Raw genomic sequence first — 23,552 nt, 5'->3', positions numbered from 1 at the left:
TTGTCAATGACCTGCCTCAACCGAAGGCGCCGGAATATCGGTTCTGTGCGTGCAGTTCAGAAAGTTGGGCCGGCAGGAGCCGTCCTGATGGGTAGTGTGCTTGCCAAAGTGTTCAGGCCACGCAGGATCAGGAACGAGGCTTGTGGTGAGATGGTGGTTTCGTGACGCTGACGAAGCCTTTCTTCCCGCAATTGTCGAATGACTGTGGCCTCGCCCAGCAGCGCCCCGCCGATCGTGTCACCGTGGCCGGTTATGTATTTCGACAGCGAGTGCCGAACGATGTCGGCCCCATGTCCAAGCGGACGTTGGAGGACCGGCGTCGCAAATGTGCCGTCGACCGCTACCTTGAGGCCGTATGCATGAGCGTGTTCAGTAATCGCCGCAATATCCAGTATATTGTTCAGGGGGTTGGTAGGGGTATCGAAGTAAACGATCCTGGTCCGGGCCGTGATCGAACGGCCGATGGCCTCTGGATCCGAAAGATCTGCCGGGACCAGCCTTGCGCCGACCGCCGAAACGATCTCCCGCATCAGGTAAGCGGTGTCGGTGCAGACCGGTCTGTCAACAATCATTTCGTCTCCGGCGGCGAGAAACGATCGGACAAGGGTGCGGAAGGCAACCAAGCCTGAGGAGAGGACAAGGCCTGCCTCCGCCCCTTCGAGGCGGGCAAGCTTGTTCTCAAGCTGCCATGTCGCGGACAGATCTCCGTCCACACCGTGCGGCTCGACCAGCGTGGTGCGGCCACAATTTGACGATTGCGGCGCGCCACGGAGGAAGCGGGGCGGAGCCGACTGGAACGGCTCATGAATTGTGCGGGTTGAAAAACCGAGATCGTTGAAGTCTGCCTCGGCTTCTCCGGCATCCTGCTTGCCAAGCGCTAGCTTGCTGTTCATTGGCACACCGATCGTCGATCGCTAAAGACCCGTCCTCACCCGCGGCCGCTGCAGTTCCGCCACCGCCATTACAAAGCGCAGTTCATCGTTTCCGCAATTCATGTAGGCATGCTTGACTTCGGTTCGCGCCAGAACGGATGAACCCGCCTGCACCAAATGCTCGCTGTCGCCGAGTTTCAGGGTGAGTTCGCCTACCTCAACATTGAGGAGTTCGAGTGTGCCGGGCGAATGGCCGGGCGATTCGAAAATCTCACCTGGCAACAGCGTCCAGCGCCACAACTCGATCTCATCCGGCCCATTGGTTCCCACCAGAAGCGTGGCGCTTCCGCCCTTCGGACCTCGCCATAAGGTCGATGCGTCTTGCGGTGGGACGATGCGAACAGGAACGCTCGACGCCACGCCGACGAAATCCGCAACCGACACGCCCAGGGCGGTGGCGGCCCGGCACAGCGTAGCGATGCTCGGATTGGCCGTTCCCTTCTCGATCTCGACGAGCATGCCCTTGCTCACCCCGGACTTTCCGGAGAGTTCGTCGAGGGTCAGGCCGCTTTGGCGCCTGAAGGTTTTCAGGTTTTGCGAGACGGTTGCGCTGACACGCTCGACATCAGCGGCCGTTTCGGTCGATATATTGACTTTCTTTTTCATGGTCAGTATTATAGACCAAATTGGTCAATAGGGGCTAGAGGGCATGTTGGATTTTCCGGTGATCGACAGGGACATTGCAAAAATCGCACCGGACTTTCGCGCGATCAGCATTCTGGTCGATGCCAAGGATAGAGTTCGCGGCATGATGAGCCGCGACGTCCTGGGGGAAGCCTGTGATTTTGTCCGCGCCGGCGGGCCTCAATGGGCGGAAGCGCATCTTGCCAGTTGGGCAGAGATCTATAGTCGCTTTGGAGCCAAGCCCAGTCGGACACCATGTTCTGCCCAGGCGCTGAAGAAGCGGGTCGATAAGGACGGCCGCCTTCCATCGATCAACCCGCTCGTTGACCTCTATAATGCCGTAAGCCTGCGCTTTGCAGTGCCGGTCGGCGGCGAAAATTTCGATGCCTATGTGGGCAAGCCGCGGCTGTCGATTGCCGACGGCACGGAAGCCTTCGACACGATCGCCAACGGTGAGGCGATCATCGAACATCCGTCCAACGGAGAAGTGATCTGGCGCGACGATGTCGGCGTGACATGCCGCCGGTGGAACTGGCGGCAAGGAACGCGCACGCGGCTGGATTCTGTCGGCGGCCGGATGTGGTTTATCCTGGAGGGGCTTGGGACAATGCCGGAGGAGGCACTGGAGCAGGCGGCCAACATGCTGGTGAACGGTCTTCGGGAATTGGCGCCGGGGTGCGAAGTCTACAGACAAAAGCTCGTCGTGACGTAGGAGACGCCAGCCGGCCCGGTGACGAACGTCAGTATATTGACCGGTGGCCGCATGCCGCCCGCGAAAAGCGGCTAACAAACGGCGTCACCCACTGACCAAACAAACGATTTTTCGTCGCGGCGACGCGGCGATGGCGAAGCTTTGCCCGGAGGAGCGGGCGCTCGTCGCATCGCAAAGGAGGAATAATGCGCACTGAGACACACGCGCCCGCTCTGGTCGTGAATGACGTTCATAAGAGCTACGGAGCCCATAAGGTCCTGAAGGGCATTTCCCTTTCGGCCGAGAAGGGCGATGTCGTCTCCATTATCGAATCATCAGGTTCGGGCAAGAGCACCTTCCTGCGCTGCATCAACTTCCTTGAGATTCCGGATTGTGGATCCTGCCGCATCAATGGCGCCCGTGCACGTGCTCGGCGTCGAGCGGACAATAGCGATTGAAAAGGCTGAAGCCTTGCTGGCGAAGGTGGGGCTTTACGATAAGAAGGACGCCTATCCAGCCTTCCTGTCTGGCGGACAACAGCAACGCGTCTCCATCGCCCGCGCACTCTGCGTCGATCCCTCTGTCATGCTGTTCGATGAGCCGACCATCTGCCCTTGATCCCGAGCTTGTCGGGGAAGTGCTGAAGGTCATTCGCGGCCTCGCCGAGGAGGGCCGTACCATGATCATGGTCACCCACGAGATGAAGTTCGCTCGCGATGTCTCGACACGCGTCATGTTTCTGCACCAGGGCCGGGTGGAGGAGGAAGGTTCCCCCGCAAAGGTCTTCGGCGCGCCCACGAGCGCTCGCTGCAAGGAATTCGTTGCGGCCGGTACGCACTGACCACTCAACCGTCCCAACAGCAAAAAGGGGAATGCAAATGAAGCACTTGGGAAAAGCCCTGACCGTCGCCGTCTTCATGATGGCGGCAGATGCGCATGCCGACATCCGCTTTGGCATCGTCAACGAGGCCTAACCACCGCACTCATGTTCGTTTATCGCCACGACCGCATGCGAGGCGGTGACGTCATCAATGTTCTGCGCAAAATCCCCGAGGTTGTCGCCTGTGACGTGATGACCGGCGATTTCGACCTCGTGGTCAGAGTCGAAGCTTCGCAACCAGACCGTATTCGTCAGATCTGGCAGCAGATATCCGAGCTGCCGGGAGTGCGTGACACGCTCACCGCGTTCGCCCTTTCTTCCATCGTTCGAAAGGCCTGATCGGACCCTACCGGGAGCAGATTGATTTCTGTCTCGAGCGAGCAGAAAGTCAAGAAATTAGGAACTGGATCGCAACTAACCTCGTCACCTGGGGATCGAGGTCGGGAGTGGTGTCCAAGCCGTGTGGGTCCTTCAGGCTTCGCAGAGGTCGCACGTAGCTTGGGCAGGCGAGTTGCGCCTCGATTGTGCGATCTGGAAAGTGCACTATAGCGACGTCGGACCAGGCATCAGATCGTATGGATGCCGCCATCCCGACAAATCACGGATCCTGTCTTTCCACTTTGCCATGTGGGGAAACTCGCTCTCGGGCATGCCCGTTTCCTCCGGCATATAGACGTAGCCCGCAAGAGACAGGTCCGCGAGCGTTGGCCGAGCAGACATAAGGAACGGAGTTTGCCGCAGGTGGTCGTCTACGATGCGATACGCGGCAACTGCACGCTCCGTCAAAAATTGCGTTACCGGCGTCTCTCCGGTCTGCTTGATGCCATAAGCGCGGCAACAAGCGTGGTGGCACGACCGCTTGCGAGCAGACCGATGACGATGAATGCGGGCAATGCCCAGACGATGTAAAGCAATGCCCTCGTGATCCTCCGTCGGCACCAGACCCGGCTTTGCCTCAGCCCAGATCCTGCTCGAGCAAGGTAAGGCAGTGCGCCACCTTCTCCTTTGCAGATGGAGGCAGAGGGAGAATGGGACGAGGCGGCTCGGCCTGGCAGATGCCGAGCAGGCTGGCCATCGTATAGACGGTCCGAAGGCTTGAGAACTGCTTGAAAAGGTCCCAGATCGGGCTGAGTTTGGCATCCAAGCGGCGTGCCTCTTCAACATCGCCGTTTTGAGCTGCCCTGACGATAAGCAGGCAGACGTCGGGAAGGATGCCGGCGAGAACGCTGTACCAGGTATCAGCTCCGCAGAGCATGGCCTCGGCAGCATTCCAGTCCCCGCTATAGCCGACCGAAAAGCCCTTGGGGGTCGTGGATCTCTGCTCTGCCAGATGGCTCGCGATCTCCTCGGATTTTTCCGTCGGGTTCTTGATCGCAACGATGCCGGGCACGTGAGCCAGTCGCTCCACCAGATTAGGCGTGAAGCGGAAATGGGTGGTCCCCGGATTATCGTAGATCACGATGGGAAGGCCGCTCTCACGAGCGACGGTGGAGAAGTGCTCGAAGACCTCATCCTCCGTGAGCGGCGCATACGAAACGGCGGCAAGAAGACCTGCGGCCGCGCCTGAGGCTTTCGCGTCCTGCGCCAGTCTGACCGCCTCGTCGGTCCGCAAGGCCCCGACGCCCACCACGACCGGTATGCTCCCGCCGGTTTCCTCGATGGCCACACTCAAAGCCCGCCGCCGCTCCTCGCGCGACAGATACATGTAGGTTCCGGTGCTGCCGAGAAGGCCGATGGAATCGACGCCTGCAGTGCAAAGGCGAGTCACAAGCCTCTTAACCGCGGCAGTGTCAACGTGACCGTCTCGGTCACTCGGCGTGATGGGAAATGCGGAAAGCCCGCTCAAGAAAGCCATTCGATACTCCGGATCCGGTTCTGTGGTTCTGTGTTCGCAATCGTCGATCGGGGTGTCACAAGGCCAGGAGGGCCTGGCGCAGATCGCCCATCAGATCATTCACGTCTTCAAGGCCGACCGAAAGGCGGACGAGGTCGTCGCCTACGCCCGAAACCATGTGGGCGTCTTTCCGGATCGTTTGCCGTGCCCGTGTGATACTGGCCGGATGATAGATCAGGGTGTCGGTGTCGCCGAGGCTCACGGCGCGTGTCATCAACTTTAAGCGGTCCAGCACGATCCTTGCGCCGTCAAAACCGGCATGAAGTCCAAAGGCCAGCATGCCGGACCCTTGCGCCATTTGCTTGCGTGCGATGGCTTGATCGGGATGCGAATCCAGAAAGGGATAGCTCACCCAGGACACGGCCGGATGCGCTAGGAGCATTCGGGCGATCTCCAGAGCCGAGGCACTGTGCCGCTCCATCCGAAGCGAGAGCGTCTTCAGACCACGCAGGATTAGGAATGCCGAGTGCGGCGCCAAGGTCGCACCGGTAATGTAACGCAATCCCGTCTCGTGCAAGCGGTGAAGCGTTTCAGCGTCGCCGAGCAGCGCGCCACCCAACGTATCGCCATGCCCGTTGATGTATTTCGTCAGGGAGTGAAGGACGATATCGGCGCCATGCTCGATCGGCCGCTGGAGTGCGGGAGAAGCAAAGGTACTGTCCACCGCGACTTTCACCCCATGCGCGTGAGCGCGTTCCGAGATTGCCGCGATATCGAGAATGCTGCTCAGCGGGTTCACGGGTGTCTCGAAGTAAACGAGCTTGGTCTTTTCCGTGATCGCCCCTTCGAGGTTCGACGGATCAGATAGATCCACCGGAACGACCTTGATGCCGAAGCGAGGCAGACCCTGCTCCACCATCGCAACGGTATTCGAATAGAGCGTCTTGTGAACGACGAGCTCGTCGCCCTGCGACAGCAATGACAGGATCAGCGTGCCGAAGGCGGCCATCCCGGTCGATACGACGAGGCCTGCTTCAGCCCCTTCCAGGTTCGCAAGCCTCTGCTCGAGGATCTCCGTGGTCGGGTTATATTCACGCGCATAAAGCCTGCCGCCAAGCGCCGCGGCGGCATCATTGGCCTCAACGCTCTCAAAGCCGTAGGTCGAGGTCAGAAACACCGGCGGCTGGACCGCTCTCTTGAATGCCACCGGGTCGAACGCGTGATGAATGGCGCGCGTGTCGAATCCGAGGCTTGCCGGGTGAGAGTGATCGGATTGTTCCTGACATTTGTCCTGTTCGCTGCCGCCCGTCATAGCTCGATCGTATCCTCTTTGCTTTGGCCCAGACTGGCATCATACTGGCCGGCAAGAAACATCCAGTTTGGCAGAAAAAAGATGGTCCAGTCTGAAATGCAAGCGGCGACCGGGCACGCGCCCAGGATGGGTGCGCGCAGGATCTACGAGGCGCTCAAGGATCAGATCCTCAGCCGCGTCTACGAGGCGGGAAGCCGGCTGCCATCCTCCCGCAGCCTGGCAAATGAACTGCATGTGTCGCGAACGACGGTCACGGTTGCCTATGAACAGCTTGCCGCTGAAGGCTTCGTCGAACTGCGCCAGGGCGCGCGTCCGCGGGTGACGGCGTTGCAGATAGGACAGCGCCCGCGAGACATCAAGGCGGCCGCGCGAGAGGCGTGTGGTCCGCTCTCGACTTACGGCGAACGACTTCGCAGGCTCTCACCGTGGCTCGACTACCTGCCCAATACCCTGGCGGTCGATTTTCGGTACGGCGATCTTGCTCCATCCGATTTTCCGGCGCTGGCGTGGAAGCGGGCTGTCAATTCGGTGATTACTCAAAGACCGGGACGGCTTGCCTATGAGGACCCCCGAGGATCCCGGCGCCTGCGGCAAGCGCTTCAGGGTTATCTTTGGCGGGCACGGACATTGCAATGCGATCTGGAGCAAATCATCGTCGTCAACGGCTCTCAACAGGGGCTGGATCTCTGCGCGCGGATCCTCCTCGACGCGAACAGCGCATTCGTGATGGAAAATCCCGGCTATCGGATGGCTTGCCAGATCTTCTCGAGTACCGGGGCCTCCGCCGTGGCAGTGGACGTGGACGCGGGCGGCTTGAAGACCGAGGATTTGTCAGGGATCGACGCCCAGATGGCTTATGTAACGCCATCCCATCAATTTCCCTTAGGCGGCGTCATGCCGATCAGCCGTCGCCACCAGCTTCTCGATTGGGCTCGGGATCGAGACGCCTATGTGGTTGAGGACGACTACGACAGCGAGTACCGGTACGACATCAGCCCGGTTCCGCCGCTCCAGAGCCTGGAGGACGGGCGCAACGTCATTTATCTCGGCACCGTTTCGAAGACATTGTCGCCGATGATGCGCATTGGCTACCTCGTGGTGCCAAAGCACTTGCAGGAGGTGTTCGCAACTGCCAAGCAATTGATCGACCGGCATACACCCATGACCGAGCAGGAAGCGCTGGCCTCCCTTATCGAAAGCGGCGCCTATGAGAGCCATGTGCGTCGTGTCAGGCGGCTGAATAGAGAACGCCGTGAGGCGTTGTTGACCGCCCTTGAGGGTGCATTCGGCGAGCGGCTCACCGTCGAGGGGGCCGATGCCGGATTGCATGTCGTCGTCTGGTTCAATGAGCTGCCGGGATCGGCTGAGACCGCCCTGATGGATGCCGCGCGCCAACGCGACGTCGGCCTCTACAGTATTTCACCGCTCTACGATTCAGCACCAGGGACTACTGAGGCGCCACGAGAGCGGCTCGGACTGGTGATGGGCTATTCGGCGTTGACACCGAGACAGATCGAGAAGGGCATTCAACTTCTCGCCGCAGCCGTCGATGCTGTGAAGGGTGCGCGCTGAAACGCAGACCCGCTCACCGCGCATCTCAATGTGCCCCTCGCCGCAAAGCCTCTAACGTTCACCCAACTGGACTAGGAACATGCTGGTAAACTGGCACTGTTGACGAAGCCAGTTTCACGGCAGATTTCCCATCAGCCGGGACTGGTGTGACATGGGATGATCCTCTGATTAGAGCAGCAGGCCACCGGCGCAGAGATCCATGTCGATCGAAGGCAAGGCATTGCGGGGGCCGATACATGACTTGGCAGGGAAGTCTGCTCCACATTCACATTGCGCCGGCCGCTTCCTACGAAATGGAAGAACTCGCCGAGGCGCAGCTCATCGCCGGACGTGGAATTATCGGTGACCGCTATTATCTTGGCACCGGAACCTATTCTCCCAAGCCTGACGTTCGCGAAGTCACGCTGATCGAGATCGAGGTTCTTGAGGTAATCGCCAACGGAGAGCCCAAAATCCCGGGTTTCAAGGGGTCGCTGGCGCCCGAAGATCACAGGCGCAACCTGACGACCCGCGGCGTTCCGCTCAATCATCTGGTCGGCAAGCGCTTCCGGGTTGGGGAAACGGTTTTGCGGGCGGCACGGATGAATTTCCCCTGCAAGTACATCGAGGAACTCCTCGGCATGCCGGGCCTCTACGAAGGACTTCTGAACCGCTCCGGTCTCAACTGTTCGATCGAGGTCGGCGGCGTCATTCGTCCCGGCGACCCAATTCTGCCAATGGACGAGTGAAGCGACATGGGATCTCCGCGTATCATCATGAAACTGATCGTCGCCAGCATCCATGACGAGCCGGGCGACGTGCGCGTGATCGAACTAAAACACCGGCGCAAGCCTTTTCTGCCGGCATACGAACCTGGTTCTCACGTGGACGTCCATCTCCCCGATGGGAAGGTGCGCCAATATTCGCTCTGCGGTGATCCCGAAGATCTCAGCCGCTACACGATTGCCGTGAAGCGCGAACCAAGCGGACGGGGCGGGTCCGCATGGGTTCATGATCAGGTGACGCCAGGCGCCGAGCTGCCCGTGTCTGCCCCGCGCAATCATTTCCCACTCAAGGAGAGTGGCGGGCCGGTCCTTCTGCTGGCAGGGGGTATCGGGATCACGCCAATCCTCGCAATGGCTCGGGCTCTCTATCGGCAGGGCAAACCCTTCGAACTCCATTATTTTGCGCGGAGCCGAAGCCTTGCTCCGTTGCTGAGGACCTTAGGGGAAAGCATCGGCGCCGAAAGCCTGAGGCTCCATTTCGACGATCAAGTTGAAACCCGACAAGACATAGAGGGCCTGTTGTCAACAAGGCCCGGCGAGGCGCAGCTCTATTACTGTGGACCTCCCGGCTTCATGGCGGCAATTGCACGGGCTTCGGAACACTGGCCGGATGGCACGGTCCATTTCGAAGCCTTTCAGCCACCGGTGCAGGACGACACGCCACCCGAACCGTTCACGATCGTCCTTCGTAACGGGACGGTTGTTCCAGTTCCTGCCGACAGGTCAGCGCTATCGGCCATTCGCGCCGCCGGCGTGTTGCTGATGGCATCCTGCGAGAACGGCGTCTGCGGAACCTGCGAGTGCGGGTATCTGGAAGGACAGCCAATCCATCGCGATGCTGTGCTTTCAAACGCCGCCCGCAGCCATCGGTTTATCCCGTGCGTGTCGCGCGCGACGGGCGTTCTGAAACTCGACCTCTAAGAGTGGGGGGAGAGGTGAGTTCCAGGATCCGGACAGGAGGCCCAAACTTGTTGCGTGCCAAGTTATTTTGACCGCAAACGGCAATGAAGCAAGCTCGGGCGCGAGTTAGCGCTCAAGATTTAAGACCTTTCTTGCATACCCGGCACTGGCGACAGTTCCTCCAAGCAAATTGATCACGCCACCAGCTCTTTCGACGAGCTCGGCGTTGCTCTTGACCAACTCTGTCTTGGACAGCTTGATCGTGTCCTCCATGCCGATCCGAACGTGGCCGCCGAGCACAAACGCCTGGGCCAGCATCGGAAATGCACGACGACCGATCCCAAACCCGGTCCATATTGCATCTCGCGGGAGCATGCTCCGGGCAAAGAACATGGTCTCGGGCGTCGCAGCGAAGCCGTACTTAACACCCAGCACCAGGCTGGCCAGCGGCGGCCCGCGGAAGACGCCAGCCTCCAGGAAGTCGCGCAGAAGATTGATGTCGCCGGAATCGAACAGCTCGAATTCAGGCCGGACCCCGTTGTCGTAGATGATCTCGGACATCCGCTTCACATAGGGCGGCGTGTTGATGACGATTTCGTTTCCGAAGGTCATCGTGTTCAGGTCGAGCGTGCAGATTTCCGGCTTCAAGTCGACGATATGCTCGACTCGCCGCTCGGCGGTTACGAAGTTCGTTCGCGGACCGGCGATCTTCGGATCGTCCTCGCCAGGCTGGAACCGGCCTCCCGGCCCGGTGGTAATGTTGAGGATCACGTCATTGTTCTTGGCTCTGATCAGCCGCACCATCTCGCGGTAATGGTCCAGTTCCATCGACGGACGGCCATCGGCATGGCGAACATGGAGATGCAGGATCGCCGCGCCGGCATCAGCGGCTTCCAGGGCGGAGTTTGCAATCTCCTCGGGTGTCACCGGGAGATTCGCATTGTCTTCGGGACGCGTGAGACTTCCAGTGACCGCGCATGTGATGATTGTATCGGCCATGCTCAGTCCCCCACTATTGCCGTCGCCGCGATTTCGACCAGCATGTCCGGATCGATCAGAGCGCCCGCCTGCAGCATGGTCGTCGCCGGGCGCGCGACGGCAAAAGCGCGAGCATGGGCGTTGCCGACAGCTTCCCAGTCCTTCATGTCGCGCAGGAAGACTCGTGTCTCGACGACGTCGTCGAGAGTGGCACCGACTTCCTTCAGCGCATCGCCGATGCGACCGAACACAACCTCGGCCTGCTTTTCCGGATCGCCCTTGTGAAGGACACCCGTAGGCCCGCCTGCCGACGTGCCGGACACCACCACGAAATTGCCTGCACGGACGGCTCGGGAATAGCCGATTTTGGTACCCCACTCCGTGCCGACGTCTACGCGCTGCTTCATGCCTCCCTCCTCCTTGTCAGTCTGCCAGGCGTTTCAGCGCCCGATCGAATGTCTCGACGATCTCGTCGATATCGGCCTCGACCATGGCGGTCGAAAACGCCATCAGACCATTTCCGCCTATGATCACGCCCTCGTCGAACAGCGCCCGGGCCAGCGCCGCGACGCGTTTCGCGCCGTCGGCGGCTGCGACCGTCGATCGATAATCCGTCAGCGGCGCGCTTGTGAGATGGACCCGGCGGAGCGACCCCAGCCCGGTGACCTGGGCCTCGGCACCGTTGTTTGCAAAACACTCGCTGATCTGGCTGTCGAAGCGGGCACCGAGCCGATCGAGCCGGTCGAAGTCTTCCGGCGACAAAGACGTCAGTGCGGCGACGCCCGCCATCATTGACATAGGATTGGCGCTGAACGTGCCGCCGTGGGGCAGAGCCGGCGCGCCCTTCGACGGATCGAAAACCGACATCACGTCGGCCTTGCCGCCGACCGCGCCCACCGGGAAGCCTCCGCCGATGACCTTGCCGAGTGTGGTCAGGTCGGGATCGACGCCGAAGCGGCCCTGCGCCCCATTGTAGCCGAGGCGGAAGGTGATGACTTCGTCGAGAATGAGAACAGCGCCGAGATCGCGGGTGACCTGGCGCAGCATCTTGAGAAACGCCTCGCTGGCCGGAACCAGTCCGGCGCGGTTGGGCATCACGTCGACGAGAACGCCTGCCAGCGAGTTTCCGCTGGCGCGCAGTATCTTTTCGGACGCCTCGACATTGTTGAAGGGGATAACGACGACATCGTCGAGCACGCCGCGGGGGGTGCCTTTGGCGGTCGGCACCGATTCTGGTTCCTCGGCTTTGCCCCAGTTGGAGGGGTTTGCGTCCTGGCTTGTCTCCGCGGCATCATAAGTGCCGTGGTAAGCCCCCTCGCACTTGGCGATCTTCGGACGCTCCGTGAAAGCCCGCGCCGCCTTGATCGCGTTCATCACGGCTTCGGTGCCGGAGTTCGCGTAACGGAGCCGCTCGACCGACGGCAGCCTGTCACAAAGCATCTCCGAGAGCAGGATTTCCGACTCCGTCGCCATACCATAGCAAGTGCCGAGCGCAAGTTGCCGGGCCGCCGCCTCCATGATGCCGGGGTGGCCGTAACCGTGGATCAGCGAGGTGAAGTTGCCGTTGGCGTCGATTCGGACATTGCCGTCGACATCGACGATACGGCAGCCATCCCCACAAACTGCGTAGACCTGGTGCGGTTGCCGATAGACGGTCGTGCGCGTGTTGCCGCCGGGCATGACGGCTTTTGCGCGCTCATAGAGCACGGCGGATCTGGGGTTTTGAGGATCACGCATACTGGTACTCCTCTCGAGCCGATAGATCGATGCGCTCGCGGCGAAGGAGCGGCGAAGGATTGTCGAATTCCTGGGCGAACCGATGACCCGAATAGACCGCCGCGAAGATCGCGGCTGGCGCCTCGCAATCGCCGATCCGGCTTATGCCGGGACAGAGGCCATCGCCGGACGTCGATGAGACGAGATCATTATAAAGCGAGCTGTTCGGCAGCCGCGCGGTGACCAGGACGATGGCTTCGGCCGGCTGCTCGTGCGTCGCTCCGGTGCGCGCGTCGACGAAGCCGACCGTCTGGCCGTTCGTCCCGGTCAGTACCCGATGCGTGACCATGTTGACGCCGAGCTCGTGAAGACGTTTGGCCGTCCTGATGTTCTCGAGCGTATTGACGGTGAAGGCCGACACGTCGGCGGCAGGCGTGACCAGCGTAACCCGACACCCCGCCTGCGCGAGTTTCTCGGCGAGGACGGCACCCATGTAATAGTGGTCGTCGTCGTAGAGCACCACGTCACCCTGCGGGAGGCTTCCGCGCATGATATCGTCCGGTGTGAACACCGGCATCGCTTCGGAGAATGAAAGGGGCCGATGAGCGGCGCGGCCGACGCCATCGGCCCTCCACTTGGAGCCGGTGGCGAGAACGATGTGGTCGGCACCGAAGTCCTTGATATCGTCAGCAGACAGGTCCGAACCCATGTAGATGTCGACATTAGGCAGCTTGTGAAGCTGCGTGACGCGCCAGTCCCGGACCCGCTGCCATTCCGCGAGCCCCGGCAGCTTGCCTTCGAGAGTCACGCGACCGCCCAGATACGTTTCCCTTTCGGCCAAAGTTACTTTGTAGCCGCGCTGTCCGAGAGCCCGAGCGCATTCCAGGCCGGATGGTCCGGCCCCAACGACGAGTATGGAGGAATTCGAGGTCTTTGCCGCGATCTTCTCCGGGTGCCAGCCCCGCCGCCACTCCTCGCCCATCGTCGGGTTTTGGGTGCAGCGCAGGTTTGTCATGGCGAAATGGCTCGACACACATATGTTGCAGCCGATGCATTCACGGATGTCTTCGTACCTGCCTTCTTCGATCTTCTTTGGAAGAAACGGATCGGCGATCGAGGGCCGTGCCGCGCCGATCATGTCGAGGACGCCGCGCCGGATAAGCCCGGCCATGGTATCAGGCGAGGTAAAGCGCCCGACCCCGACGACCGGCCTGGTGGTCACCGACTTGATTCCGACCATGAACGGCTCGTGGTCGTTTTCCTTGGCAAAGCGCGAGGTCGGCGAGTCGTCCGCCCACGTGCCGACGACGAGGTCCCAGAGGTCAGGCAACTCGGCGAGAAGACCGATCGCTTCGATGCCTTCGTCGGCGGCGCGGAGCCCCTCTGCGCCGAAGAGTTCGTCGATGATAAGGCGGACACTGACGGCACAGGCGTCGCCGCCCCCCTCACGCGTGACCTCGATTAGTTCCTTCAAGAGCCGGACGCGGTTTTTCAGAGAGCCGCCGTACTCATCGGTGCGCTGGTTGCGGGGCGAGATGAACTGGAAGGCGATGGTCGAAAAATTGCCGTCGACGTTCAGGACGTCGAACCCTGCTTTCCTCGCCCGGACTGCGGCGGCTTTCCACCAGCCGAGCAATGCCTTGATGTCGGCTTTGTCCATGGCGCGGACCTGGACCGGGTGATAACCGCTCACGGGGCGATCCATCGGACCTAGCGGCACTTCGCGCGTCAACCTGTTGCCGTTGTAGTAGGCGGGATAGGCAAGCTGCACGCCGGCCAGCGCATCGTGCTCGTGAACTGCTTCCACCATGCGGGCAAGTGGCGGGATGTCGCCGTCGTCCCAAAGCATTTGCAGCACTTCAGGCATGAGGTCGCCTGTGGGATGCACGGAACAGTGTTCCGTGTTGATCACAGCCCAGCCCCCTTCGGCCTTAACGCCTCGCATTACGGCATGCGCTTGCGGACGCAGGTTTCCCATGCCGTTGCAATGGGGCGTCTGGTAGAACCGATTTCGGGCCGTTACAGGGCCGAGCTTGACTGGCTCGAACAATATGTCGAAACGAGGATCGCGCATGGTCGCACCTGTTGATGGCCTCCCTTTTGGGAGGCCGTTTGACGCGATTGCCGGGTCAGGCGCGGATCTTGATCCAGGTCGCTTTGAGTTCTGTGTATTTCTCAATGGCGTGCAGCGACTTGTCGCGACCGAAGCCTGACTGCTTGTAGCCGCCGAACGGCATGGTGATGTTACTCTCGTCGAAATTGTTCACCCAGACCGAGCCGGCGCGAAGGCGGCGGGCGGTCGACAGCGCAGTGTCGATGTTGTCTGTCCATACCGCGGCGGCAAGACCATAGATCGTGTCATTGGCGATTCGAACCGCCTCTTCGGCATCCTTGAAGATGATCGTCGACAGCACTGGCCCGAAGATTTCCTCCTGAGCGATCCGCATGTTGTTGTCGACGTTGTCGAAAACGGTCGGCTCAACGAAATAGCCGCCGGACTCCGTGCGAACCTGCTTGCCGCCGGACTTCAGACGCGCGCCTTCCTTGGAGCCGATGTCGATATATTCGAGAACCCGGTCCATCTGGGTCTTGCTGACGATGGCACCCAGCTTGGTGCCGGCATCGAGCGGATCGCCCGGCTGAAGGGTGTTGCCGACGGCGATCACCTTTTCCAGGAACTCATCCTTGATGCGCGCGTCCACGAGAAGTCGGGACCCGGCATTGCAGACCTCGCCTTGGTTGAAGAAGATGCCGAACGCCGCTGCGGTCGCCGCCTCATCGAGGTTGCCGCAATCGGCCATGACGATATGCGGGGTCTTGCCACCACATTCCAGCGCCACCCGCTTCATGTTCGACTTCGCCGAATAAGTCATGAAGAGCTTTCCGACTTCCGTCGACCCGGTGAAGGTCACGCAATCGACGTCCATGTGCATGCCGAGCGCCATGCCCGCAGTTTCGCCAAGTCCCGTGACGACATTGAAGACGCCGTCGGGAATACCGGCTTCGGCCGCCATCTCGGCCAGGCGGATCGCCGACAGCGGCGACTGTTCCGCAGGCTTGAGGATCAGTGAGTTGCCCGCGGCGAGCGCAGGTCCGATCTTCCAGCAGGCCATCAGGAGCGGGAAGTTCCACGGCACGACGGCGGCGACCACGCCGACCGGCTCGCGTGTAATCATGCCGAGCGCGCCGTCCCCGGTCGGCGCGATCTCGTCGTAAATCTTGTCGATGGCTTCGGCATACCAGAGGATGGTGTTGGCCGAACCGGGCACATCGATGGAACGGGCGTCGGAAATCGGCTTGCCCATGTTGAGCGTCTCGAGCAGCGCGAGTTCGTCCGCATGCTTGAGCATCAGTTCGCCGAAGCGCTGGAGGATTTTCTTGCGCTCCGCGGGAGAACGACGCGACCAGACACCGCTGTCGAACGCGCGGCTTGCCGATTTCACTGCAAGGTCGACGTCGGCCTGGTCGCAGGAAGCCACCCCGGTCAGGGTCTTGCCAGTCGCCGGATTGATGGCGTCGAATTGCTTCCCGGATATCGCTTCGACGAACTTGCCATCGATGAAAGACTGCCCGCGGGGCTTGATTTCGGTGGCGGCCTGCTTCCAGTCGACTGTCGCGTTCATGTTTCCCTCGTTCTCAATTATCGAGACATTGTTTCAGTTATCGATATCGAATACTTGCTGGTGCATCGCGCTTTGTCAACACTTTTCAACACGAAAATCTTGCGATCCCGGGCGGCCGCAGACGCGCGAAACCACCGCCCGGCGCAAGTCTCCGGCGGCGGTCGACGATCGCGATTTTTGCTGTGTCAGGTATCGGCCGTCAGCGCCTCACGCATCTTGCGCTCGAGCATTTTCGACAGCCGCTCGGACATCCGGCGGACCAGATCGATGATCTTTTCGCGGTCTACCTCGAACAACGCGCGCGTCGTGCCAGTGACGCAGAGGCTTTGCAGAACGCGCTGACCCGGAACGATAATGGGTGCGGCAATGGCACCGAAGCCTTCGACGTCCTCGCTTACGCAGAAGGCGACCCCAGTGTCGCGGACGTCCTGAAGTTCGGCAATCAGTTCGCCAACATCGGTCTTGGTGTGGCTGGTGAATTTCGTCAGGGGCTTGCTGAGAGCTTCTTCGATGAAGGCGGGAGGCTGGTAGGCGAGGATCGCCTTGGCCGAGGCCCCTGCATGCAGAGGGATTTCATGGCCCGGAATGATGTAGGCGCGAAGCTGGTTGTTCGGCGCGACCATTTCCATACTCCGGACCGAGAAGCCTGCCAGGCGGGCGACGAAACACGCCTGTCCGGTTTCCGCGGTCATCTCGTTGAGCGTCGGCAACGCGGCCGAGATGAACCAGTTGTCGTCGGCACTTGAGAACAGGATGCGCGACAGACGTTTTCCGATCCGGCAGGTCGCCGCGGGAGGCGCTGTGACCTCCACCAGCCCGACGTCGGCGAGGCTGCGGATCAGCCTATAGGCCGACGCCTTGGGTAGCTCCAGCATTTCCCCGACGATCGCAGGCGACACGCCGTTCGGAAATCCCGCGATGATCTCGAGGATTCTGGCATAGCGTTCCAAGGGCTTTTCAGTAGATGCCTTGGCAGTGGAATCGGGCATGTGAAGCAACTTGGTTATTCCCTCGCGATTCTGCGATCATGCCAGTCGAAGTAGCGCATTGCCATAGGCACGAACCACGGATTTCCCCGGTAGAACGGGAATGTCGGGAATCGGTCGGTATCGAAGACCGACCTCGTGTCGCCGCGCTCGAGGATGCGATTGGCGAGCAACATGCCGAAATGCGTTCCGATCGGGATTCCGGCGAAATTGTAGCCGAGCGCGAAATGCACGTTCGCTTCCCTTCCGATATGCGGCATGAAGTCGAACGTCCCCGCACAGAAGCCTGTCCATGCTCGACTGAGCCGGACACCTTTCAGATCAGGAAGGATGCCGACGAGCCGTTCGTGAAGCGGGGCGGCGAGCGGCAGCGCTGAGGTGCTTTTCGTTCCGGTCATTCCGCCGAACAGGATACGGCTGGAATCTGGAGCGGGTCGGATAAAATCGATGTTCACCTTCGTATCGAGATAGGTCCGGCGCTTCGGCAGAACGCGCTCGATGAGGTCTTCGGGAAGAACTTCCGTCGCCAGGATGAAGCCGCTGAAAGGGATGACCCGGCGCGCATACCATTTGAGGTCCGCGCTCGTATATCCGTTCGTGGTGATCACCACATGTCCGGCCACGATATCGCCGGCCGACGTCCGGACGGAATGCTTGTCGCCCTGCCGCTCGATGGCGTTGACAGTCGTCCGGCCGTAGAAGCGAACCCCCGCAGTCTTGGCGCGGTCGACCAAGCCCTTGTGGTACAGACCGGGATGGATCGAACCGAGGTCCGGGATGACGGCGCCGCCGTGATAGCGGTCCGATGCGATTTCCGAGCGGACGTCCTTCGGCTGCACCATCTGGTATTCGAAGCCGAGCGCCTGACGCATATCCTCGAGGTCATCGACAAGTCCGCGCAGATGAGCTTCCGAATTCGCGCCGATGAAGCGGCCGCAGGTGCGATGGAAGCACTCGATCTGTTCCTCGCGGACGAAGCTCTCGACGCCTTTCAGCGCCCGGTCCAGTTCCCTGTAGACCCCAAGGGCATGCTCGCGTCCGGAACGTTTGGTGAGCCATCCCACCGAGCGCTTGAGCGTTCGGCCGATGAAGCCCGCGTTGCGCCTGGCCGCGCCTTCGCCGATCCGTTGCGAGTCAAGGACAACGACGTCGAGACCGGACCGCGCCAGGTGGATCGCCGCCACGATGCCCGTGATGCCCGCGCCAACAACGACGACGTCGGCCTTCGCCGGGAGGTACCCGCTCGCCGCGCCGTCGGTGTCCTCCGGCATCGCCGCCGTCCACCAGTAGGGTTCCTCGCGGAAGTCCGGCGCGAATATGTCCCGTCGCGCCCGCTCTCCATCGATCCGGTTGAGAGCTGGAACATTCATTGGTCTTACCTTCTCTTGCTTGAAAAATGCAGCACTGCCAGCAGGATTCCGGTCAGCACGACCATGAGGCCGGCCGCTGCGATGATGGTGGGATCGAGTTGCTCGCGCAGTCCGGTGAACATCTGCTTGGGGAGCGTGCGCTGGTCGGGTCCGGCGATGAACAGCACCATCACGACCTCGTCGAACGACGCCGCGAAGGCGAAGACCGCACCCGCGGCAACACCCGGCGAGATGATCGGCAGCATCACCGTCCGGAAGGCCATGACCTTGCCTGCTCCGAGGTTGGCGGCCGCCTGCATCAATTTGAAGTCGAACCGTGTCAGCGTGGCGGTCACCGTGACCACGACGAACGGCGTCGCCAGAACGGTGTGGGCGAAGATGACGCCGAGGTAGCTGTAGTTGAGCCCCACTGGCGAGAAGCAGATGAATATGCCGAGACCCAGGACGACGACCGGGACGACCATGGGAGAGATCGCCAGCGCCATGACGGTGTTGCGGTAGGGAAAGCGAGGATTGACCAGGGCGATGGCGGCCAGAGTTCCCAGCGCCGTCGCAAGCAACATCGTCAGGGTCGCGATGATCAGACTGTTGACGATGGCCGATCGCCACAGCGGGGAAGACAGCAATTGCTCGAACCAACGCCAGGAGAAGCCTCCGAGAGGGTAGCGGAACCACGGCTCGGCGTTGAAAGCGATCGGAAGCGCGGCAGCCAATGGAAAGATCAACAGGGCGAGCACGACGACGGTGAAGCCGTAGAGCGGAAGTTTGATGACGAGAGGAAGGTCCGAATAGGTCTTCTGGGTCATGATCACTTCCGTTCCGACGAGTGTCTGGAGATCAGTCGCGCGAACGGCATCGCGCAAATGCCGGCACCCAACACCAGCAGCGTGCTGAGCGCGGAAGCAAGCCCCCAGTTCAGTTCCTCATTGGTGAACCGGGCGATGAAGAAGCTGATCATCTGGTCTGAGGAACCGCCGACGAGCGCGGGCGTCAAGTAGAAGCCGAGGCAGAGGACGAAAGTCAGCAGTCCGCCTGCGGCGATGCCGGGGATGGCCTGCGGGAAATAGACGTTGAAATGTGCCTGGAGCGGCCCCGCTCCAAGGCTCCGCGCCGCGCGGACGTGGCTTGCCGGGATGGCCTGCATGACGCCGAGCATAGGAAGCACGGTGAAGGGCAGCTGAATCTGGAACATGACCAGGATCGTCGCGGTTCGGGTGTAGAGCCAGGTGACCGGCTCCGTCACTGCGCCAAGGCCTGTCAGGACGCCGTTCAAGACCCCGTTGGTCTGCAGGACGACGATCCAGGACATCGTCCTGACAAGGAGCGACGTCCAGAACGGCAGCAGGATGCAGAAAAGCATCAGGCCGCCGATCCAGCCCCGGGAACTGGCGATGACGTAGGCGAGCGGATAGCCGACAACGAGGGTCAGAGCGGTGACGACGAGGCTAATGGCGATCGTCCGCAAATAGAAGAGGCGGAAATCGTAGCCCACCTCTTTCGACGCCAAACCGTCCTTGTCGATCTTGGTCTGAAATCCAGCCGCCCATTTCAGATAGAAGGTGCTGTATGGATTGCCGTGATCCTTGACGATACTCCAGAACCCCGCCCCCCCGAACGCGGGATCGGCTTTGATAAGCGTCTGCCATGCCGCCTCGGCGTCGAGGTCGGTGGACGCGCGAGCAACCCGGGACGCTTTCTGGAGGACACTCATGCCCCGGTCGAGCTGATAGCCCACGCGCCGTCCGAGGGACCTCAGAGAGCCGCGCTGGTCCGCTTCGCCGATCTCACGCAGAAAGACGGCATAGGTTTCCACAGGTGGTTGGCGGTCGCCCTGCCAATCGCGAAGGGCCGCCACCGTCCGCGGCAGGTTGTCGGCGATCTCCCGGTCGGAGATCGCCGTATGGAAAATGAGAAGCAGAGGAAGCAGAAGGAAGCACGTGAGGAAGACAAGCAGGGGCACGGCTGGCAAGGCCGCCCGCACCGCCGCCCGTCTGTTGGCACGGCTGACCTGTTTGACGCGGCCGGAGTCCACCGTTTCACGACCTGGTACGTCCGCGTTGGCGGAAAGCATCACCATCCCCGGAACCTGCCTGTCTTCGGCCGCGACATCAATCATTCCTTCCTCACAGCCTATTGGGCAACCCAGGACGCGAAGCGGGCATTGAGCGCCTCGCCATTCGTGCCCCAGAAGGCACCGTCCTGCGCCAGAGCGCCGTCGCTGTTCGACGGGGCCGACGGCAGGCCATCAAGCACCGCCTTGTCGACGAGCGCGCTTGCGGCTTCGACGGTCGGACCATAGGCGATGTATTTGCTCAGCTCCGCGTTGACCTCGGGCTTGATGCTGTAGGTCACGAAGTCCTTGGCCAATTTGAGTTCCTTGACCCCGACCGGAACGACCCACATGTCGAAACCGCGAATCTGGTTCTTCCAGGCGATCCCCAGGTCGGCGTTCTCCTTGCTGTTGGCGTCGGCGATGCGGCCGTTCCAGGCCACCGCCATCTTGACCTCGCCGGACTTCAGCAGCTGCGCAGGCTGCGCGCCCGCTTCCCACCAGACGATGTCACCCTTGATCGCATCGAGCTTCTTGAAAGCACGGTCGACGCCTTCAGGCGTCTCTAGGGTCTTGTAGACATCGCCCGGAGCCACGCCGTCAGCCAGCAAGGCGATCTCCAGAGTGTCGACCGGGCTCTTGCGGAAGGCGCGCTTGCCCGGGAACGTCTTCGTGTCGAATATGTCGACGAGCGAGGTCGGGGTGGTCGAGAAGACGTCCTTCTGGAAAGCCAGGATCGTCGCATAGGTGCTCGTGCCGACGGCACACTCGGTCAGCGCGCCATCGACGAGGCCGGCATTCTTGTAGGCGGCGTCCTCGCCGATGCGTTCAAGCAGGCCCTGGTCGCAGGCGGCCGCCGCCGTCTGCGGGTCCATGTCGACCACGTCCCAGACGACATTGCCGCTATCGACCATCGCGCGGAGCTTTGCGAGCTCGCCGCTCCAGGAATCCTGCTTCACGGTCGTTCCGGTAGCCTTGGCAAAGCCGTCGAAGAATACCTTGGTTTGGGCCTCCTGCAGCGCTCCTCCCCAGGAGACGATCTTCAGCTCGGCTGAAAGCGCGGAGCTACCGACACCCAAGACCAGAGATAAAGCAAGACCCAGGCATGCACTATTGCGATATGGCATCGACATTACACGTTCCTCTCTTAGCTATTGTTCTGCGTGTCTTGGATCGAGTACCCGGGCTTGCTCGGCGTCCCACGCCAGGAAGACCGGTGCACCGAGTTCCGTGCTTGTGAAGAGTGCGCCAGGGCTGCTCTTCGTCACGATCCGCACCCCGTCCGACAGCTCGACATGGATGCGAATTTGGTCGCCGTAGTAGACGACATCGCAGACATGGCCCGTGACCACGTCCGGCATGTCGCCGCTGGCAAATCTTATGTTCTCAGGGCGGACGGCGATCGTCGCCGCGCCGCCGACCCGGGCGTGTTCGGTCCTCGTCGCGGAAATGAGGTGGCCTCCTGCGAGGCGGGCGCGGACGACATCCCCGTCGATGGCTTCGACCGTCGCATAGAGACAGTTGTTGTCGCCGACGAAGGACGCCACGAAGCGGTTTGCGGGTGCTGCGTAGATGTCATGCGCATTGCCGATCTGCTGGATTTTTCCGTCGTTGAAGATCGCAATCCGGTCGGACATCGTGAGCGCCTCGGATTGGTCGTGGGTCACATACACCACGGTCAGGTCGAGCTTGTCGGCGATGTGGCGGATTTCAAGCTGGAGGTCTTCACGAAGCTTCTTGTCGAGAGCGCCTAACGGCTCGTCCATCAGGACGAGCCGGGGTTCAAACACCAAGGCCCTCGCCAGCGCGACGCGCTGCTGTTGCCCGCCGGACAGTGCCGCCGGCTTGCGGTCGATGAACTGCTCAAGCTGCACCATCGCGAGTGCGTCCCGCACCCGGCGGTTCAATTCAGCCTTGGGGACACCGCGGACGCGTAGCGAATAGCCGACATTTTCCGCGACCGTCATATGTGGAAACAAAGCGTATGATTGAAACACCATGCCGATGTCGCGCTTTTCCGGCGGCCGGTTCTGTATGGCCTCGCCGTCAAAGTCGATCGAACCGCTGGTCGGAAACTCGAAGCCCGCCAACATCATCAGGGTGGTGGTCTTGCCCGAACCGGAAGGCCCAAGCAGCGTCAGGAATTCACCTTTCTCGATGTCGAGGTCGAGATCGCGGACTATGTAGGTATCGCCGTCATAGGATTTTGACACGCCACGGAGGCGGATATGCCCCTTCGGTTGCTGGACCACAGTTTTTTGCATTCTTGTTCCTCTGTCTCAGTTATCGAGACTTATTATTGGATATTGAGAATGATATCTCGAAGTGATGTATTGTCAACTTGTTTTGCAGAAGGTCTGAACAAGGCTTCGAGTTAACGTCAGCCTGTCGTGGCAACTTCATCTGCCACCGCATCGGCGGCACAGCGTGCAAAATTGGTACGAGTGTTGACGCCCGGCACTATCCAGGGTCAGGCCATTTTCTCGCGGTTCGTTGAGAGGGAACGGTCGTCAAATGAGGCCTGCTCAGAGTGTCGCTGGATCAAATTTGGCTAGTGGCTGCAAGCCGTTGACCATTGAAACTAAATATCGATGCAAGGACTTCACAAGTGGCGGTGCTGCCCACACGATGGCGTCATCGATGTGTGTGCGAGATCGACTGTTTCATCACGCAGCGCTTTCGCCGCGGCGTCAAAAGATTCGATCAGAAGACGGATTTCGACAAAGGGGAACTCCGCGTTGAACGCGCTTAGGACGCGGCTTAATAGCGTTGGCAGTCGAAGGGCTCTGTAAAGCCAGTTCACCGGCACGCACGCGCGTGCCGGAATAAGCCAAACACTGCGCTGGTACGTTTCCGCGATCAATCTTGAGGGACTTGTCGAGACGGTTGGCTGGATCAACGGTAAACTGGGGCGCATTGATGCCTCTCGCGTATCGAAAGCAATTCAAGCCCGGCGGCAACGGTGATTTTCGCATGCGCCGATTAACAACATCTGCTCTTACGTCGAGGCACACCATGCCAGCCAAAGTCGTGACTTATCCGCCGGCGGCGAGGATCTTCTCCGACAGGAGTTGTGCGGCGCTGAAGGATTCCTCGATCCGGCCGAGCGCTTGCGTGGGGACCGCGACGGGTACGAGACCGATCCGCCCGCACACGCGGCGCTTTCGCCGCGGCATCGAATTGAACGCGCCTTGTCTGCCAGGATTCACGCACCGTTCTTCAGTGGAGGCATGGGCGGCAGCGTGAACCGCGCCGGGTTTGCCGGAGACCGTTTGGTTTAAGTTATGCGGCCATGGCTGGTACGTCCAGCATGGCGTAGT

The 23,552-nt window shown here is 61.0% G+C and carries 22 protein-coding genes and 1 pseudogene; 6 read left to right on the top strand and 17 right to left on the bottom strand.

Annotation, left to right across the window (positions count from 1 at the left end; translation table 11 throughout):
• Positions 1-56: 56 nt before the first annotated feature.
• Entirely contained in the window at positions 57-893 is an 837-nt protein-coding gene (locus LXM94_RS18725) for an aminotransferase class I/II-fold pyridoxal phosphate-dependent enzyme (RefSeq protein WP_235772983.1), read from the bottom strand.
• Between the two features lie 21 nt (positions 894-914).
• Entirely contained in the window at positions 915-1,538 is a 624-nt protein-coding gene (locus tag LXM94_RS18720) for a helix-turn-helix domain-containing protein (protein WP_235772982.1), read from the bottom strand.
• A 43-nt stretch (positions 1,539-1,581) separates the two neighbouring features.
• Here LXM94_RS18720 and LXM94_RS18715 point away from each other — a divergent pair, with 43 nt between their 5' ends.
• From LXM94_RS18715 to LXM94_RS18705, 3 genes and pseudogenes are all read left to right on the top strand, one after another.
• Positions 1,582-2,268, top strand: a complete 687-nt coding sequence (locus LXM94_RS18715; RefSeq protein ID WP_235772981.1) for a B3/B4 domain-containing protein — start codon at positions 1,582-1,584, stop codon at positions 2,266-2,268.
• A gap of 185 nt (positions 2,269-2,453) precedes the next feature.
• Positions 2,454-3,088: pseudogene (locus LXM94_RS18710) on the top strand (ATP-binding cassette domain-containing protein).
• A 144-nt stretch (positions 3,089-3,232) separates the two neighbouring features.
• On the top strand, positions 3,233-3,466 hold the full coding sequence (locus tag LXM94_RS18705) for an Lrp/AsnC ligand binding domain-containing protein (RefSeq protein ID WP_235772980.1): 234 nt from the start codon (positions 3,233-3,235) through the stop codon (positions 3,464-3,466).
• 204 nt (positions 3,467-3,670) lie between these two features.
• Here the strand turns inward: LXM94_RS18705 and LXM94_RS18700 are convergent, their stop codons facing one another.
• Genes LXM94_RS18700 through LXM94_RS18690 form a run of 3 tightly spaced genes read right to left on the bottom strand, consistent with a single transcriptional unit; the run spans position 3,671 to position 6,273 of the window.
• Positions 3,671-4,066 (bottom strand): glutathione S-transferase family protein, encoded by a 396-nt coding sequence (locus LXM94_RS18700; RefSeq protein WP_235772979.1) that lies wholly within the window; start codon positions 4,064-4,066, stop codon positions 3,671-3,673.
• Between the two features lie 16 nt (positions 4,067-4,082).
• On the bottom strand, positions 4,083-4,982 hold the full coding sequence (locus tag LXM94_RS18695; protein ID WP_235772978.1) for a dihydrodipicolinate synthase family protein: 900 nt from the start codon (positions 4,980-4,982) through the stop codon (positions 4,083-4,085).
• A gap of 55 nt (positions 4,983-5,037) precedes the next feature.
• Positions 5,038-6,273 (bottom strand): trans-sulfuration enzyme family protein, encoded by a 1,236-nt coding sequence (locus tag LXM94_RS18690; protein WP_235772977.1) that lies wholly within the window; start codon positions 6,271-6,273, stop codon positions 5,038-5,040.
• An 81-nt stretch (positions 6,274-6,354) separates the two neighbouring features.
• On the opposite strand from LXM94_RS18690, the gene pdxR reads away from it, so the two are divergent.
• The 3 genes from pdxR (at position 6,355) to LXM94_RS18675 (ending at position 9,530) form a co-directional block, all read left to right on the top strand.
• Positions 6,355-7,845, top strand: coding sequence for a MocR-like pyridoxine biosynthesis transcription factor PdxR (pdxR, locus tag LXM94_RS18685; protein WP_235772976.1), 1,491 nt, complete (start codon positions 6,355-6,357; stop codon positions 7,843-7,845).
• A 236-nt stretch (positions 7,846-8,081) separates the two neighbouring features.
• Positions 8,082-8,573: an MOSC domain-containing protein gene (locus tag LXM94_RS18680; protein WP_235772975.1), complete on the top strand. Its 492-nt coding sequence runs from the start codon at positions 8,082-8,084 to the stop codon at positions 8,571-8,573.
• Between the two features lie 27 nt (positions 8,574-8,600).
• Entirely contained in the window at positions 8,601-9,530 is a 930-nt protein-coding gene (locus tag LXM94_RS18675; RefSeq protein WP_235772974.1) for a PDR/VanB family oxidoreductase, read from the top strand.
• Positions 9,531-9,635: 105 nt separating this feature from the next.
• On the opposite strand, the gene LXM94_RS18670 is transcribed toward LXM94_RS18675, so the two are convergent.
• The 12 genes from LXM94_RS18670 to LXM94_RS18615 form a co-directional block, all read right to left on the bottom strand.
• Positions 9,636-10,508, bottom strand: coding sequence for a BKACE family enzyme (locus tag LXM94_RS18670; protein WP_235772973.1), 873 nt, complete (start codon positions 10,506-10,508; stop codon positions 9,636-9,638).
• A gap of 2 nt (positions 10,509-10,510) precedes the next feature.
• Positions 10,511-10,894, bottom strand: a complete 384-nt coding sequence (locus LXM94_RS18665; RefSeq protein ID WP_235772972.1) for a RidA family protein — start codon at positions 10,892-10,894, stop codon at positions 10,511-10,513.
• 16 nt (positions 10,895-10,910) lie between these two features.
• Complete coding sequence (locus LXM94_RS18660; RefSeq protein ID WP_235772990.1) at positions 10,911-12,167, bottom strand: aspartate aminotransferase family protein; 1,257 nt, start codon at positions 12,165-12,167, stop codon at positions 10,911-10,913.
• A gap of 49 nt (positions 12,168-12,216) precedes the next feature.
• Positions 12,217-14,277, bottom strand: a complete 2,061-nt coding sequence (locus LXM94_RS18655) for an oxidoreductase (RefSeq protein WP_235772971.1) — start codon at positions 14,275-14,277, stop codon at positions 12,217-12,219.
• Between the two features lie 55 nt (positions 14,278-14,332).
• Positions 14,333-15,826, bottom strand: coding sequence for an aldehyde dehydrogenase (locus LXM94_RS18650; RefSeq protein ID WP_235772970.1), 1,494 nt, complete (start codon positions 15,824-15,826; stop codon positions 14,333-14,335).
• A gap of 185 nt (positions 15,827-16,011) precedes the next feature.
• Complete coding sequence (locus LXM94_RS18645; RefSeq protein ID WP_235772969.1) at positions 16,012-16,776, bottom strand: IclR family transcriptional regulator; 765 nt, start codon at positions 16,774-16,776, stop codon at positions 16,012-16,014.
• Between the two features lie 53 nt (positions 16,777-16,829).
• Complete coding sequence (locus tag LXM94_RS18640; protein ID WP_235772968.1) at positions 16,830-18,182, bottom strand: NAD(P)/FAD-dependent oxidoreductase; 1,353 nt, start codon at positions 18,180-18,182, stop codon at positions 16,830-16,832.
• Positions 18,183-18,187: 5 nt separating this feature from the next.
• Entirely contained in the window at positions 18,188-18,988 is an 801-nt protein-coding gene (locus LXM94_RS18635) for an ABC transporter permease (RefSeq protein ID WP_235772967.1), read from the bottom strand.
• A gap of 2 nt (positions 18,989-18,990) precedes the next feature.
• A complete protein-coding gene (locus LXM94_RS18630; RefSeq protein WP_235772966.1) occupies positions 18,991-20,298 on the bottom strand; it encodes an ABC transporter permease in 1,308 nt (435 codons plus the stop codon).
• A gap of 14 nt (positions 20,299-20,312) precedes the next feature.
• A complete protein-coding gene (locus LXM94_RS18625; protein ID WP_235772965.1) occupies positions 20,313-21,365 on the bottom strand; it encodes an ABC transporter substrate-binding protein in 1,053 nt (350 codons plus the stop codon).
• Between the two features lie 18 nt (positions 21,366-21,383).
• Positions 21,384-22,496 carry an ABC transporter ATP-binding protein gene (locus tag LXM94_RS18620; protein ID WP_235772964.1) on the bottom strand — a complete coding sequence of 371 codons (1,113 nt, stop codon included), beginning with the start codon at positions 22,494-22,496 and terminating at the stop codon, positions 21,384-21,386.
• Between the two features lie 771 nt (positions 22,497-23,267).
• On the bottom strand, positions 23,268-23,552 hold a 285-nt coding region (locus LXM94_RS18615; protein ID WP_235772963.1), incomplete at its 5' end, for a hypothetical protein.

This window comes from Rhizobium alarense, assembly GCF_021555155.1.
Classification (GTDB): domain Bacteria; phylum Pseudomonadota; class Alphaproteobacteria; order Rhizobiales; family Rhizobiaceae; genus Rhizobium_D; species Rhizobium_D alarense.
The sequence above is the reverse complement of the archived record's forward strand: the minus strand, read 5'-3'. Positions and strand labels throughout refer to the sequence as shown.